General features: G+C 61.0%; 12 protein-coding genes. 3 read left to right on the top strand and 9 right to left on the bottom strand.

The genetic code is table 11. The features are described 5' to 3' along the window. Nucleotides 1-71: 71 nt before the first annotated feature. The 3 genes from HDE76_RS04825 to HDE76_RS04815 form a co-directional block, all read right to left on the bottom strand. Complete coding sequence (locus HDE76_RS04825; protein WP_179481540.1) at nucleotides 72-1,682, bottom strand: pseudouridine synthase; 1,611 nt, start codon at nucleotides 1,680-1,682, stop codon at nucleotides 72-74. Continuing rightward, on the bottom strand, nucleotides 1,679-2,548 hold the full coding sequence (gene scpB, locus HDE76_RS04820; RefSeq protein ID WP_179481538.1) for an SMC-Scp complex subunit ScpB: 870 nt from the start codon (nucleotides 2,546-2,548) through the stop codon (nucleotides 1,679-1,681). The genes HDE76_RS04825 and scpB overlap by 4 nt, the downstream gene beginning before the upstream one ends. 97 nt (nucleotides 2,549-2,645) lie before the next feature. Beyond that, nucleotides 2,646-3,512 carry a ScpA family protein gene (locus HDE76_RS04815; RefSeq protein ID WP_255481485.1) on the bottom strand — a complete coding sequence of 289 codons (867 nt, stop codon included), beginning with the start codon at nucleotides 3,510-3,512 and terminating at the stop codon, nucleotides 2,646-2,648. Nucleotides 3,513-4,523: 1,011 nt separating this feature from the next. Between HDE76_RS04815 and HDE76_RS04810 the strand changes: the two genes are divergently transcribed. After that, a complete protein-coding gene (locus HDE76_RS04810) occupies nucleotides 4,524-4,886 on the top strand; it encodes a PilZ domain-containing protein (protein WP_179481534.1) in 363 nt (120 codons plus the stop codon). 54 nt (nucleotides 4,887-4,940) lie between these two features. On the opposite strand, the gene HDE76_RS04805 is transcribed toward HDE76_RS04810, so the two are convergent. The 3 genes from HDE76_RS04805 to acnA all read right to left on the bottom strand — a co-directional run bounded on the left by HDE76_RS04805 (nucleotide 4,941) and on the right by acnA (nucleotide 9,850). Further along, complete coding sequence (locus HDE76_RS04805) at nucleotides 4,941-6,623, bottom strand: AMP-binding protein (protein ID WP_179481532.1); 1,683 nt, start codon at nucleotides 6,621-6,623, stop codon at nucleotides 4,941-4,943. 64 nt (nucleotides 6,624-6,687) lie between these two features. Then, the gene (locus HDE76_RS04800) at nucleotides 6,688-7,092 is read right to left on the bottom strand and encodes a hypothetical protein (protein ID WP_184505782.1); all 405 of its coding nucleotides are present in this window, start codon (nucleotides 7,090-7,092) and stop codon (nucleotides 6,688-6,690) included. 7 nt (nucleotides 7,093-7,099) lie between these two features. After that, the gene (gene acnA / locus HDE76_RS04795; protein WP_179481528.1) at nucleotides 7,100-9,850 is read right to left on the bottom strand and encodes an aconitate hydratase AcnA; all 2,751 of its coding nucleotides are present in this window, start codon (nucleotides 9,848-9,850) and stop codon (nucleotides 7,100-7,102) included. Between the two features lie 240 nt (nucleotides 9,851-10,090). Between acnA and HDE76_RS04790 the strand changes: the two genes are divergently transcribed. Next, a complete protein-coding gene (locus HDE76_RS04790; RefSeq protein WP_179481526.1) occupies nucleotides 10,091-11,056 on the top strand; it encodes a LysR family transcriptional regulator in 966 nt (321 codons plus the stop codon). Nucleotides 11,057-11,273: 217 nt separating this feature from the next. Here HDE76_RS04790 and HDE76_RS04785 read toward each other — a convergent pair whose 3' ends face one another. From HDE76_RS04785 to HDE76_RS20940, 3 genes are read right to left on the bottom strand one after another with little or no spacing between them, the layout of a single operon-like run. Further along, on the bottom strand, nucleotides 11,274-12,626 hold the full coding sequence (locus tag HDE76_RS04785; RefSeq protein ID WP_184505780.1) for an ATP-binding protein: 1,353 nt from the start codon (nucleotides 12,624-12,626) through the stop codon (nucleotides 11,274-11,276). Then, nucleotides 12,623-12,880, bottom strand: coding sequence for a helix-turn-helix domain-containing protein (locus HDE76_RS20945; protein ID WP_343205657.1), 258 nt, complete (start codon nucleotides 12,878-12,880; stop codon nucleotides 12,623-12,625). Before HDE76_RS20945 ends, HDE76_RS04785 begins: the two co-directional genes overlap by 4 nt. A 27-nt stretch (nucleotides 12,881-12,907) precedes the next feature. Then, nucleotides 12,908-13,342: a response regulator gene (locus tag HDE76_RS20940; RefSeq protein ID WP_343205656.1), complete on the bottom strand. Its 435-nt coding sequence runs from the start codon at nucleotides 13,340-13,342 to the stop codon at nucleotides 12,908-12,910. A 296-nt stretch (nucleotides 13,343-13,638) separates the two neighbouring features. Between HDE76_RS20940 and HDE76_RS04775 the strand changes: the two genes are divergently transcribed. After that, complete coding sequence (locus tag HDE76_RS04775) at nucleotides 13,639-13,815, top strand: hypothetical protein (RefSeq protein WP_179481522.1); 177 nt, start codon at nucleotides 13,639-13,641, stop codon at nucleotides 13,813-13,815. The last annotated feature ends 41 nt before the right edge of the window (nucleotides 13,816-13,856 follow it).

Genomic DNA, 13,856 nt, shown 5'->3' with positions numbered 1-13,856 from the left:
TAGGGAATGCTTAAAAACAAAGGCTGCCATCGGGCAGCCTTTGTTTTTGCATTTTGGACCATGCAATTTAATCAGCGATTGCCGCCGCGGTTGCCACCGCGACCGGGTGGGCGCCCTCCGCTCGGACCGCCTTGGCCCTGCGGCCGGCCAGTGCCTTGCGGGCGATTGCCACCCTGGCCTGGCGGTCGTCCAGCACCCTGCGGACGGTTGCCGCCCTGACCTTGTGGACGGCCCGATCCCTGCGGACGCGCAGCGCCACCTTGGCTGTTCGGACGTCCATACGCCTGATTGCCATTGGCCTGGTTGCCATTGCCCTGGCCTAGCGGACGAGCGCCTTGGGCAGGACGGCCGGCGAAACTGCGGTTGCCGCTGTTGCCGCGCGGCTCGCCGCCGAATCCACTGTACGGGCTGCTGCTGTTGCCGCGATTGTCGCCACTGCCGCCGCTTGAGCGAGCGCCGAAAGGCTTGCCGCCGGCGGGACGACGATTTCCCGCTGCTGCACCGCCGGGGCCATTGCCTCGCGGACCCTGACCGCCGGGCCGACCGCCGGCACCGTCACGACTTTCGCCGGCAAACCAGGTGCGCACCGACGGCAGCTCCTGGCCTGGCGCCACGCGGCGGCCCTTGCCGCCGCGCGCGCCGCCAGCGCCACGTTCCGGACGGACGACGTTGCCGTTGACTTCCTTGCCGCTGCGATTGGGCGGCTTGCGCCCGCGCGTCGGCTCCTCGCGGATCCGGTCGTAGGCGCGCAGTTCGCGACCCTCGTCCTGGCTGGCGGTCCACGCGCTGCTGCTGCCGCGCTCGGGACGATATTCCGTCACGCTACGGTTGGCGCGGCGTTGGTGCAGCACGGGGCTGAGCGTCAGCACCGGCTGCGGCATGCTCGTGCCGGTGGTCTGGCGCAGCTGCTTTACTGCCGCCTCGTCGAGGTTTTCGCAGTCGCCGCGGCGCAGGCCGCGCGGCAATTCGATGCTGCCGTAGCGGATGCGCTTGAGGCGGCTGACCAGGAAACCCTGCGAATCCCACAACCGGCGCACTTCGCGATTGCGGCCTTCGCGGATGACCACGCGGAACCAGCTGTGGCTGCCGCCGCGGCTGATCACGGCGATATCGTCGAAACGCGCGGGGCCGTCGTCCAGCTCCACGCCGGCTTTGAGTTTTTCGATGATCTCGTCCGGCACTTCGCCGTGGACGCGGCAAAGATACTCGCGCTCCAGGCCACTCTTGGGGTGCATCAGCGCATTAGCCAATTCGCCGTCGGTGGTGAGCAGCAGCAGGCCGGTGGTATTGATATCGAGGCGACCGACGGCGACCCAGCGCGCGCCCTTCAGACGCGGCAGCTGTTCGAATACCGTCGGACGACCTTCGGGATCGTCGCGCGTGGTGAGCACGCCTTCGGGCTTGTGATAGACCAGTACTTCGGTCTCGTCGCGATTGTCGGTGGCAACGACGAACTGCTTGCCGTCGATGACGACGCGGTCGCCGGCGTGCACGCTGGTGCCAATCTCGGCCGGCTTGCCGTTCAACTCGACTTCGCCGGACTGGATGCGCAATTCGAGCATGCGACGCGAGCCAAGGCCGGCGTTGGCCAACACTTTATGCAGGCGCTCTTCCAGCGCGGCTTCAGCTTCGTTGCGCGGCTCGCGCTTCAGGGATAACACGGTTTTTTGCGGCGCAGTCATGCGCGGTACTCCTCGGTATCTTGGTCGGCGTCGTCGGATTCGACGTCCGCAGGGGTCGCTGCCTCATCGGCAGTGGAAGGGTTGCTCTTGTCGAGCGCGCTCGTTTCGGAGCGGTGTTCGTTTGATTCGGTAGAAGCATCCGACGGATCGGCGTCGGGTTGATTTGTTTCGTGGTGATCGGCTGTATCGGCGGCCGGCTCGGCGACCTCGTCGCTTTCTGTATTGTCGGATTCGGATGCCGCTGCGGATTCGGCCTGGTCGTCGCCGTCGGGATCGATCGGCAGATCGCGGGCAATGCGCACGGGTAGCGGCTCCTGCTCGAAGCGCAGCTGCGGATCTTCCATGTCGCGGATTTCCGACAGCGGCGGCAGCTGGTCCAGCGATTTCAGATTGAAGTAGTCGAGAAAGGCGCGAGTGGTGCCGAACAGCGCCGGTTTGCCGGGCACGTCGCGGTAACCGACGACGCGGATCCACTCGCGCTCTTCCATGGTCTTGATGATGTTGGACGACACCACCACGCCACGGATCTGCTCGATTTCAGGACGCGTGATCGGCTGTCGATACGCGATCAGAGCCAGCGTTTCCAACAGCGCGCGCGAGTAGCGGCTGGGCTTTTCGGTCCACATCCGCGAGATCCAGGCGTGTACATCCTGGCGCACCTGATAGCGAAAGCCTGACGCCACTTCCTTCAGTTCGACGCCGCGGCCTTCGCAGTCACCGGCCAGCGCTTCGAGCGCACGGGCAATAAGCTCGGGACTGACGTCGTCGGCTTCGTTGAACAGGTCACCGAGCTGATGAACCGTCATCGGCTGACTGGAGGCCAGCAGGGCGGCCTCGATAATGGGTTTGAGTTGCTCGATCTGCATGTGCCTTAGGTCGGATGCCGATTCAATGGTTGTTGCCTGGTCAATGACCGTGTCGTTTGGATCATGAATATTCGTAGTCGGGCGGGTCGGGAACGGTTTATTCGGAGCCCGATTCGAAGACCGACGGCTCAACCGAGGCCGAATCCCGCCGCGCATCGTCGTCTGTCTCCAACGAGACATTTCCCTCGAAGTGGCTCGCCTTGGCCTTGACGTAGATCGGCTTGAGCGGCTCCTCCTGCACGATGTCGACCAATAGTTCCTTGGCCAGTTCCAGCATGGCAAGGAAGGTCACCACGATGCCCAGTCGGCCTTCGCTGATGTCGAACAGGCTCTCGAAGCGATGAAAGCTGCCGTCGTCGAGCCGGCTCAACAACTCGCCCATGCGCTGGCGCACGCTGAGCGCTTCCCGCTTGATCGCGTGATGGCCGAACAGCTCGGCACGGTGCATCACGTCCTTCAGCGCCAGCAGCAGCTCGGTCAATTCGAGCGGCGGCGGCAGCTTGATCACGTTGCGCTCGCCGACTTCGGCATGCGCCACCGAGGTGTCGCGTTCCAGCCGGGGCAGGGCTTCGATATCCTCGGCGGCCCGCTTGAAGCGCTCGTATTCCTGCAGGCGACGAACCAGCTCCGCCCGTGGGTCCAGCTCCAGTCCTTCCTCGGCCGGCGGCCTTGGCAGGAGCAGTCGCGATTTGATCTCGGCCAGTATCGCGGCCATCAACAGATATTCGGCTGCCAGCTCCAGTCGCATCACATCGCGCATCAGCTCGATATAGGCCATGTATTGGCGGGTGATCTCGGCGACCGGAATGTCGAGAATGTCCAGGTTCTGGCGGCGTATCAGATACAGCAAAAGGTCGAGCGGCCCTTCGAAAGCTTCCAGGATCACTTCCAGAGCGTCGGGCGGGATGTACAGGTCTTGCGGCATCTGCAGCATCGGCTGGCCACGAACGATGGCCAGCGGCATCTCCTGCTGCTGCGGTATCGACGCAAAAGCGTCCGTGGGTCCGGCTACCGGGCTCTGGGGCTCGACTTGCTCAGTGGTCATCAATACATGTCGTTGGGCCGCCTACAGCGGCTGGCAGTACGTTCATCAGGGCGGAATCATTCCGGGATGGCTAAAAATCCGGGGAAGTATCCGTGCTCGATACGAGACGATAGAGGTGCGTCCCCGATTGCAGTGTTTCAAAAAAGCAGTCAACCACTTACGCGTTACGCGTCATCGTCACGACAGGCAAGATGAATACACGCAATCGTGATTCGGTCAGGCGGGCCGTGGGCGATCGTTGTGCGCCAGATCCGGGCGTAAGCCGCAGCAGGCGCGCGAGCGAGGGTGGCAACATCGACACCGCAGGCCGTTCAATCGATCGATTCAAGAGCATCGGCGGTTGCCATCGGCCATCGAATGTTATCGATGGGCCATATCCATGGAACCACGCGCAAAACGAAGAGTAGCCGCTGCTCCACGACAAGTCCAGCAATGCATGGTTGGCGTTCAGCGTGGATGATCGATGGCACCAGCGCCACCGAACCCGTCAGTGCTGGTTTTGGCCAGGCCACACCGGCATTCCATCGAAAGCCGGCGAATGGACCGGAAGTGACCTAAAACGTCTGATCGCGTTAGTTGCCACTTGTCTGCTTGAGGGACTCGTGCCGTAAACGAGGCGGGCAAAAAAATGAGGCTGCATAACGGCATGCCTGCGGCAGTCACGAGAGATCGCAAGGCCTTGGCCGTCGAATCGACATGCTTAAACACAGGGTTTTAAGGAATGGCACGCCGATTGCATTGCCTTGGGCGGCTACCGCAAACGGCTGTCTCGGTTGCGGTGACTCCGGGTGGCAGCGTCTCACTTTGGTGGCGGCGACAGATGCGAAGATCGGGAGTGAATGCGCTTGAATAAGCGTATGCCGCTTTCTGGAAGTAAAGGTTGAGCGTAGCCGAGTCAGGTATACGCGAGCGCTAAAAGGACGGTGAACGATGACGATCGATGGTAAAGACGGGAAGCAGTCGGAGCAACTGCGTCCTGCGCGTATGCAAATTGAGACCACGGTGCTGATGAGCCGCCACGATGAGTCGCATCCGACCGAACTGGTGGATATTTCGGCCACGGGCGCCTTGTTGCGCCGACCACTCGGCTGGACAGGAGAGCTCGGGCAGAGCTGGGTACTGGACATGATCTTCGGTCACAACCTGCATATTCATCTTGAAGCATCGGTGGCGCGCATCTCCGATCACCATATCGGGTTTTCCTATAGTCACATTCCCGAAGACAAGCAGGTGCCGCTTTGGAACTTGCTCGGTGGCTATGCCGACATCCTCGAATACTGGAAGGACAGATAAAAGAAAGCGCCTTGTTTTGCAGACAAGGCGCTTTCGGATCTGTCGCGGTTGATCTCAGGCCGCGGTTTTTTTCTCGTCGCGCAACTCGCGGCGGAGAATCTTGCCGACGTTGCTTTTCGGCAGCTCGTCGCGGAATTCGATCAGCTTGGGCCGCTTGTAACCGGTGAGATTTTCGCGGCAGAACTCCTTCAGCGCCTCGATCGTGAGAGTGGGATCCTTGCGAACCACGAACAGCTTCACGACTTCGCCAGAGTGCTCGTCGGGCACGCCGACGGCGGCCACTTCGGCGACGCCGGGGTTCTGCATCACCGTATCCTCGATCTCGTTCGGATACACGTTGAAGCCGGATACCAGGATCATGTCCTTCTTGCGATCCACGATGTAGACCAGGCCTTTTTCGTCGATGCGGCCCAGGTCACCCGTGCGCAGCCAGCCGTCGTTGCTGAGGACCTTGCTGGTCTCGCCAGGGTTCTGCCAATAGCCTTTCATGACCTGCGGCCCGCGGATGCAGATTTCGCCGACCTCGCCCATGGCCAGCGGCTTGCCGTCGTCGTCCTGTATGCCGATTTCGGTCGAGGGAATCGGCAGGCCGATCGAGCCGCTGAAACGCGCGCCTTCGACCAGCGGATTGATGGTGGCGACGGGCGCGCTTTCGGTCATGCCGTAGCCCTCGATCAGGGCGCAGCCCGTAATCTTTTCCCACTTTTCGGCCACCGTGCGCTGCACGGCCATACCGCCACCGAAGCTCATGCGCAGATGCGAGAAATCGATCTGGTCGAAGCCTGGCGTGTTGAGCAGGCCGTTGAACAAGGTGTTCACGCCGGTGATCGAGGTGAACTTGATACTGCCGAGTGTTTTGACGAAGGCCGGCATGTCGCGCGGGTTGGTGATCAGAATGCTCTGACCGCCGAATCGCAGAAAGATGAAGCAATTACAGGTCAGCGCAAAGATGTGATAAAGCGGCAGCGCGGTGATGATGATCTCTTCGCCCGGCTTGATCTTCGCGGCAAACCACGCGCCCGCCTGCAGCATGTTAGCCACCATGTTGCCATGGGTCAGCATGGCGCCCTTGGCGACACCGGTGGTGCCGCCGGTGTACTGCAAAAAAGCGATATCGTCGTGATTGAGCTGTACCGGCTTCAGCGGATACGCCTTGCCCTGCGTCAGCGCATCGTGGAAACGCACGGCGTGCGGAATATGGAACGCCGGAACCATCTTCTTGATGTGCTTGAGCGCAAAGTTGATCAACACACCCTTGACGCCGAGCAGATCGCCCAGCCCGGTGGTGACGACGTGCTGCACGTGAGTCTGCGCGACCACTTCCTGCAGCGTCGCGGCAAAGTTGTCCAGCACCACAATGGCCTTGGCGCCGGAATCTTCCAGCTGATGTTTCAGCTCGCGCGCGGTGTACATCGGGTTGGTGTTGACCACCACCAGACCGGCGCGCAGCGCGCCGAAAAGCGCAATCGGATACTGCAACACGTTGGGCAGCATGATGGCGATGCGATCGCCTTTACCGAGCTTGAGCACACCGGTCAGATAACCGGAAAACTGCCGGCTCGCCTCGTCGATTTCGCGATAGCTGAGCGTCTTGCCGAAATTGGTGAAGGCAGGACGATCGGCAAACTTGGCGAAAGCCTCGTCGATCACCGACGCTATCGAGGCGTAATCGTCGATATGGATCTGCTCTGGCACGCCGGCGGGGTAGTGATCCAGCCATGGACGTTCATTGCTCATGCTTGGTTTCTCAATGCTTGATCGGTGACAACTGGATCGATGATGTTCGGCATCGATAGCGACGCTAGCTCTGCCGATGGATCGACGGTAATGGGTTGCAGACTTCCATACGCTGCCGCATTGGAGCATAGCCCCCGCAGAGCGGCAAGCCGCGCTGCAGCGAGATTTTCAGATGATCCGACGGCCTCGAACGTACGCTTTTGACCGGTTTTTCGCCATCTCGATGCTCGCGTTCGCGGGCTGTCGACATGTGCCGGATGAGCAGCAGGTTCATCAGGCGATTGCCGACCCGCTGGGCGTCTATCGAATCGAGTCGGCGTGGCGCAACGACGGCGGCCAGTGGCGATGCTGCCCGGCGAACTGGAAGCAGCCGATGCCGTAGCTTGTCTACGCTATGGCAACGACCATGGCAAAGAAGCAGCCCCGGCATGCCGGGGCTGTTTTCATGGCTGGTGGTCAACTCAACCACGGCCGACTCAGGCGGCCTTCTTACCCGCCAGCTGACGCAGCACGTACTGCAGGATGCCGCCGTGGCGGAAGAACTCGCGCTCCTTCGGCGTCAGCAGCATGACTTGCACGGTGAACTCCTTCTTGCTGCCGTCCTCGCGCGTTGCTACCACCTTGGCTTCCTTCGACTTGCCGTCGTCCAGACCGGTGATGTCGAAGGTTTCCTTGCCGGTCAGGCCGAGCGACTGCGCGTTCTCGCCGTTCTTGAAGGTGCACGGCAGCACGCCCATGCCGACCAGATTGGAGCGGTGGATGCGCTCGAAGCTTTCGGTGATCACGGCCTTGACGCCCAGCAGCAGGGTGCCCTTGGCGGCCCAGTCGCGCGAGGAGCCGGTGCCGTATTCCTTACCGGCCAGCACGATCAGCGGGGTCTTGTCGGCCTTGTACTTCATCGCCGCGTCGTAGATCGCCAGCTGTTCGCCGCTCGGTACGTACTGGGTGTAGCCGCCTTCGACGCCGTCGAGCATCAGGTTCTTGATGCGGATATTGGCGAAGGTGCCGCGCACCATCACGTCATCGTTGCCGCGACGGGAACCGTAGGAGTTGAAGTCATGTGGCTCGACGCCTTTCTCGATCAGAAAACGGCCTGCGGGACTATCTTTCTTGATCGAGCCGGCCGGCGAAATGTGATCGGTGGTGATCGAGTCGCCGAACAGGCCCAGCACGCGCGCGCCGTGAATGTCATCGATGGTCCCCACTTCCATCTTCATGCCGTCGAAGTAAGGCGGGTTCTTGATATAGGTGGAATCGTCCCAGGCGTAAGTAGCGCCATCGGGCGATTCGATCTGGTTCCAGCGGCTGTCGCCCTTGAACACGTCGGCGTAGTTCTTCTCGAACATGGCCGGGTTGATCGAGCTGGCGATGGCGTCGGAGATTTCCTGATTGGACGGCCAGATGTCCTTCAGGTACACCGGCTTGCCGTCGCTGCCTTCGCCGATCGGGTCCTTGGTCAGATCCACATGCAGCGAGCCGGCCAGCGCGTAGGCCACCACCAGCGGCGGCGAGGCCAGGTAGTTCATCTTCACTTCCGGATGCACGCGGCCTTCGAAGTTGCGGTTACCCGACAGCACGGACGCCACGGCGAGGTCGCCCTTGCTGATGCCCTTGCTGATTTCTTCCGGGAGTGGGCCGGAGTTGCCGATGCAGGTGGTGCAGCCGTAGCCGACGATGTAGAAACCGATCTTCTCCAGCTCCTCGAGCAGGCCGGTCTTCTTCAGGTAATCGGTGACCACCAGCGAGCCCGGTCCAATCGAGGTCTTCACCCACGGCTTGGCCTTGAGGCCCCGCGCGGCGGCTTTCTTCGCCAGCAGGCCGGCGCCCAGCATCACCGCCGGGTTGGAGGTGTTGGTGCACGAGGTGATGGCGGCAATCACCACCGAACCGTCGTACAGGCTGAAGGACTCGCCGTCTTTCTCCACGCGCACGCCGCCGTGGCTGACGGTGTTGGCGATATTGCCAACGGCCGTCGCGCCGCCTTCATTGGCGAAATCGGCTGTTTCTTCGGTGGACTGCTTGCGGTTGGCGGTCAGGCCGCCGACGGCGTCGAGATAGCTCTGCTTGACGTCTTCCAGCAGCACGCGGTCCTGCGGGCGCTTCGGACCGGCCAGCGAGGGGCGCACGTCGGCGAGGTTGAGCTCCATCGTTGTGGTGAACTCGGCATGCGGCGTGTTCTCGTCGTGCCACAGGCCCTGCGCCTTGGCGTACGCCTCGACCAGCTTGATCTGCGCTTCGCCACGGCCGGAGAGGTGTAGATAATTCAGCGCTTCTTGATCGATCGGAAAGATACCGCAGGTCGCACCGTATTCCGGCGCCATGTTGGCGATGGTGGCGCGGTCGGCCAGCGGCAGATTCTTGAGGCCGTCGCCGAAAAACTCGACGAACTTGCCGACCACGCCGAGCTTGCGCAGCATCTGCGTCACTGTGAGCACCAGATCGGTGGCGGTGACGCCTTCGGGCAGCTTGCCGGTCAGCTTGAAGCCGACGACCTGCGGAATCAGCATGGACGAAGGCTGACCGAGCATGGCGGCTTCCGCCTCAATGCCGCCCACGCCCCAGCCGAGCACACCGATGCCGTTGATCATGGTGGTGTGCGAGTCGGTGCCGAACACGGTATCCGGATAGGCCCAGCTCTCGCCGTCCTTGTCCGCGGTAAACACCACGCGGGCGAGGTGCTCCAGGTTCACCTGATGCACGATACCGGTGCGCGGCGGCACGACCTTGAAGTTGTTGAACGCTTTCTGGCCCCAGCGCAGGAACGAGTAACGCTCCTGATTGCGCTCGAACTCGATTTCGACGTTCTTCTCCAGCGCGGACGACGAACCGTAGGCATCCACCTGCACGGAGTGATCGATCACCAGCTCGGCCGGCGCCAGTGGGTTGATCTGGTTGGCGTCGCCGCCCAGCTTGACCACCGCATCGCGCATGGCGGCCAGATCGACCACGCACGGCACGCCGGTGAAATCCTGCAGCACGACGCGGGCGGGCATGAAGGCGATTTCGATGTCGGGCTCGGCCTTGGCATCCCACTTCGCGATCGCCTCGATCTCTTTCGAGGTGACGTTGAGGCCGTCTTCGTGACGCAGCAGGTTTTCCAGCAGGATCTTCATCGAGTACGGCAGTCGCTTCAGGTCGAAACGCTCTCCCAGCTTGGTCAGGCTGGCGAAGACATGCTTCTGGCCATTGACGTCGAGAGTGTCGCGTACGGAAAAGGTGTCTTTCATGGGTAGATTCCTGGCTGATCCTGCGGCTGGGATGACTTCAAGCGTGGCGAAGCGCGCTCGCCGGCTCGGTAAAAACGCAATTATCGCGCAAACGTCGGATCGTCGCGAACGTATTCGCGGCTGAAACCGTTCGACGTGCCAGAAAACCGGTGCGACGAGTAGACTCTGCCAACGCTTGTGGATGAACTTCACCGCCCAGCATGAACTCCACGATTCCCGTGCACAAACGCCTTTGATGACATGCAGCGTTCGATGATTTCGATGACTCTCTCGGCCGTGTCGCTGCGTGACCTTGCGCTGGTCAAGGCCGTGCACCAACACGGCAGTTTCAACAGTGCTGCGCGAGCAATGCATATCAGCCCGTCGGGGCTGTCGCATCAGGTGCAAAAAGTGGAACAGGCGCTCGGAGCGCCCCTGTTCGAACGCGGCGGGCGACGCGTAGTTCCCACGGCGGGCGGCCAACAGCTGCTGCTGCAGATCGACGCCGTACTGGCCGCGGCCGAGCATCTGCAGCAGGTCGCGCGGGCCGGTGCGGTAGCCTTCGGCGGCGAACTCCGGCTCGGCCTGCCGGCGTCGCTTGGCCCGTACCTTTTGCCGCATCTGATTGAACCGTTTCCGCAGCATTTTCCGGGCGCACGCTTGGGTATTTCCGAGGGCAAGCCGCGTGGTCTGCTGCGCCGCTTGCTTGAGGGCGAGCTCGACGCGGTGCTGGCACCACCCGGGCCGCCGGTCAGCGGCATCGCCACGCGGCCGCTGTTTTTCGAACCGTGGGAGCTCATGCTGCGCGCGGATCATCGCTTGGCAAACAAGCGCAGCCTGTCGCTCGACCAGCTCGATCCGGCCGAAGCCACGCTGATGGCCGAAGGGCACGCCGATGGTTTGAGCGGCGCCGGTATCGGCCACGAACCCGCCCAGCGCGGCCACGTGCAGGACGTCAGCCTGGAAAGCCTTGCCGCGCTGGTTAGCCTTCGCGGAGGCTATGCGCTGGTGCCCGCCTTGGCGCATGAGCGCCTCGCGTCGATGCCGAATATTGTGCTGGCCAAACTCACTGGCGAAGCGTCGGGTCGCGACATTGCGCTGCACTGGCGCGAGGCGTCGCCGTGGCACGCCGATCTGCAGGCCTTCGCCGATCTGTTGCGCCAATTGGCCCGCAAACGACCGGGTTTGCGGATCGCTCCTGAGAAATCCCGGTCGGACAAACGCTGATCCCAAGGTCGGGCAGGTCACGAAAAATAAAACACTGTCGAAGCGGCTTTATCGCTCTTCATGATATGGCGCCGCCCACCGGATGTCCGGGTATCGAATTTTTTGTCTTAATTACTATCGTCCGCGTACAAGCCCAGTGCTGACCCGCCGTCAGGCTTGGCTTAGAGCACGAGCCTCGATACTCGTGCCCGAGATTGGCGAATACCGGGTTCTGCTGTCAGCTATCGCCTGAGGTAATTGGCAAAATAACGATGGCACGCAAGCCATGCGGTTGGCGATTCTCCAGTGTGAGCTCGCCCCCGTGGTTTCGGATAATTGAGCGGGCCGAAGGCAGTCCCAGACCAAAGCCGCCGGTTGCGCGGTTGCGCGAGGCCTCGATGCGAAAAAAAGGCAGGAAAAGCTTGGGTATGAGACTGGGAGGAACGCCTGGTCCATCATCATCGATGACGATGGTGACTTGGCGATCTTGTGCGCTGAGCGCAATCCGTGCTCTGCTGCCGTACTTCACTGCATTGTCGACAAGATTGGTCAGTACACGCTTGAGTGCCAGCGGGCGGCCTAGATAAACCAGCGGCATCAGATCGGCGGATTCAACCGAGTGGCCCATGTCTCGGAAATCGTCCACGACGGTATGGATCAGCTCGGCAAGCTCGAAACGGGTCATCGGCTCTTGCTGACCATCCAGTCGAAAAAACGCCAAACTGGCTTCGACCATGGCCTGCATTTCGTCGACGTCGCGAAACAGCTTTCGCTGTTGATCGCTGTCTTCGATGAACTCGCCGCGTAAGCGCATGCGTGTGAGCGGCGCACGTAGATCGTGCGAGATTGCAGTAAGCATTTCCGTACGGCTATCCATCAGCTGCTGGATTCGATCCTGCATGGCGTTGAAAGCTGCCGCGGCCTCACGAATTTCTAGTGGACCGACCAGTTGCAGCGGCTCAGCACGCGATCCGGCGCCGAAGGTTTCAGCGGCAGCGGCAAACCGCTGAACCGGCCGCGCCAGCCGTCGGCTGGCGGCGCTGGCGATGATCCCGCTTGAAAGCAGGACAAACAAGACCGTTAGCACCATTCTTGAACTACGGTCGATTCCCCAGCTACGTTGGGCCGTGTCAAACATGATCCAGCTATGGTCGGACAGCTCGATCGCTAGTGCGTATTTGTGCAGCGTGGTCGCCGCCTCTGCAGTCAGGTCATCGGGACTGGAGGCGAGCACGCCGGCATTGGTCCTGCCCAGCATATGGGTGAGTTTGCCCCATCGGGAATCGTGTTCTCTCCCGTTGTGCTCGGCCGATATAGGAACTTGGTCGCGTTGGGGATACCACTGGACATCAAAGGCGTATGAGGTGAGTTTCCGGGCAAGTTGCGCGCGTTCAGCGGCGGGAACGTTGTCGAAGGTGAGAGCAATGCCGGCAGCTTGTTCAATCAGCTCAGCGTTCTCCACGGGCGGTTGCCCCCAGACCCCGGCGAGCTCCACAAAGGCCATGATCATAAGCAGTGTAACGAGTATGGCTGCAGCCACATTGAGCGCAAACCACCACCCGATACTGTCAAAAACGTGATGGCGTTTCATGGAGCATTTTCGACTGGCATAGTGAAGATGTAACCAGCGTTGCGAACCGTACGTATCATTTCCGGATTGCGTTTATCGGCTTCAATTTTTCGTCGAATGCGGCTGATCTGCACGTCGATGCTGCGATCGAAAGCCTCGTGGGCTGGGCCTCGTGCATAGTCGATAAGTTGCTCACGCGTGAGCAGGCGTTGCGGGTGTTCGAGAAACGCTAGCAGCAGTTCAAACTCACCGCTGGACAGCGGTACCAGAGTCATATTCTTGGAGCGTAACTCGCGCTTGGATTAGTCGAGACGCCAATTTCCGAACAGCAGGCTAGGGAGATGATTGGCCGCAGTCTGATGCTGCGTGGCGCGGCGAAGCAGCGCTCGGATGCGCGCCAACAGCTCGCGCGCGTCAAAGGGTTTGGCCAAGTAATCGTCTGCGCCTAGTTCCAGTCCGACGATACGATCGGTGGTTTCCGTCACGGCGGTCAGCATGATGATCGGCAGACTGCTTGACGCGCCTCGCACTCGTTTGCACAAGCTGAGGCCGTCTTCGCCAGGCAGCATCACGTCGAGTATGAGGGCATCAAAATTCCTGCGAGCCATCGCTGCATCCATCTGCGCGCCCGAGCCTGCGACTTCGACGTTGTAATCGTATCGTTCAAGAAATCGCTTGATGAGTAAGAGAAGCTCTTCGTCGTCATCGACGACTAGGATATTGGGCACGGTGGTCACCTTGCTTCCCCGGGATCTGATGCACGGTGTTATACGGCAACGGCAGCGGATAAGCACATATTTCAGTGGTGAAACATTGTTGCGTGAGGATGTTTTTTGGGACAAACGCGGGACATCTCTGATTGTCAGTATGCGCTAACTCCCTAGACGCCGTGGCACTCTGAATGCCTTCGACAGTTCGCAATGTGCTTCATCGACGCAGGCCTATTTTTTTCGGGGATAACGCAGCCCCTGTCGTCGTCATACAGAACGGCAGTACGACGTCACATACCCGGATCGAGTGGGAGCAAGCCGTCGTGCTTTCCGTTGCCCGAGGCATCGAGCCAGATGGGGACAAGGTCATGCACTGGTTTAGCAGTGAGGCTATCTGCGAGCTGGGCGGTAAGACGGCGCGGCAATTGGTCGAAGAGGGCTCGACCGCGCAGTTGTTGGACATGTTGGTGACGATTCGAAACGGTTATCGCGATCGCTGATATCGCGAAACATTCCGTAATTAAGAAACACCACTTATTGC

Source organism: Rhodanobacter sp. ANJX3 (assembly GCF_014200755.1).
Classification (GTDB): Bacteria; Pseudomonadota; Gammaproteobacteria; order Xanthomonadales; family Rhodanobacteraceae; genus Rhodanobacter.
The sequence above is the reverse complement of the archived record's forward strand: the minus strand, read 5'-3'. Positions and strand labels throughout refer to the sequence as shown.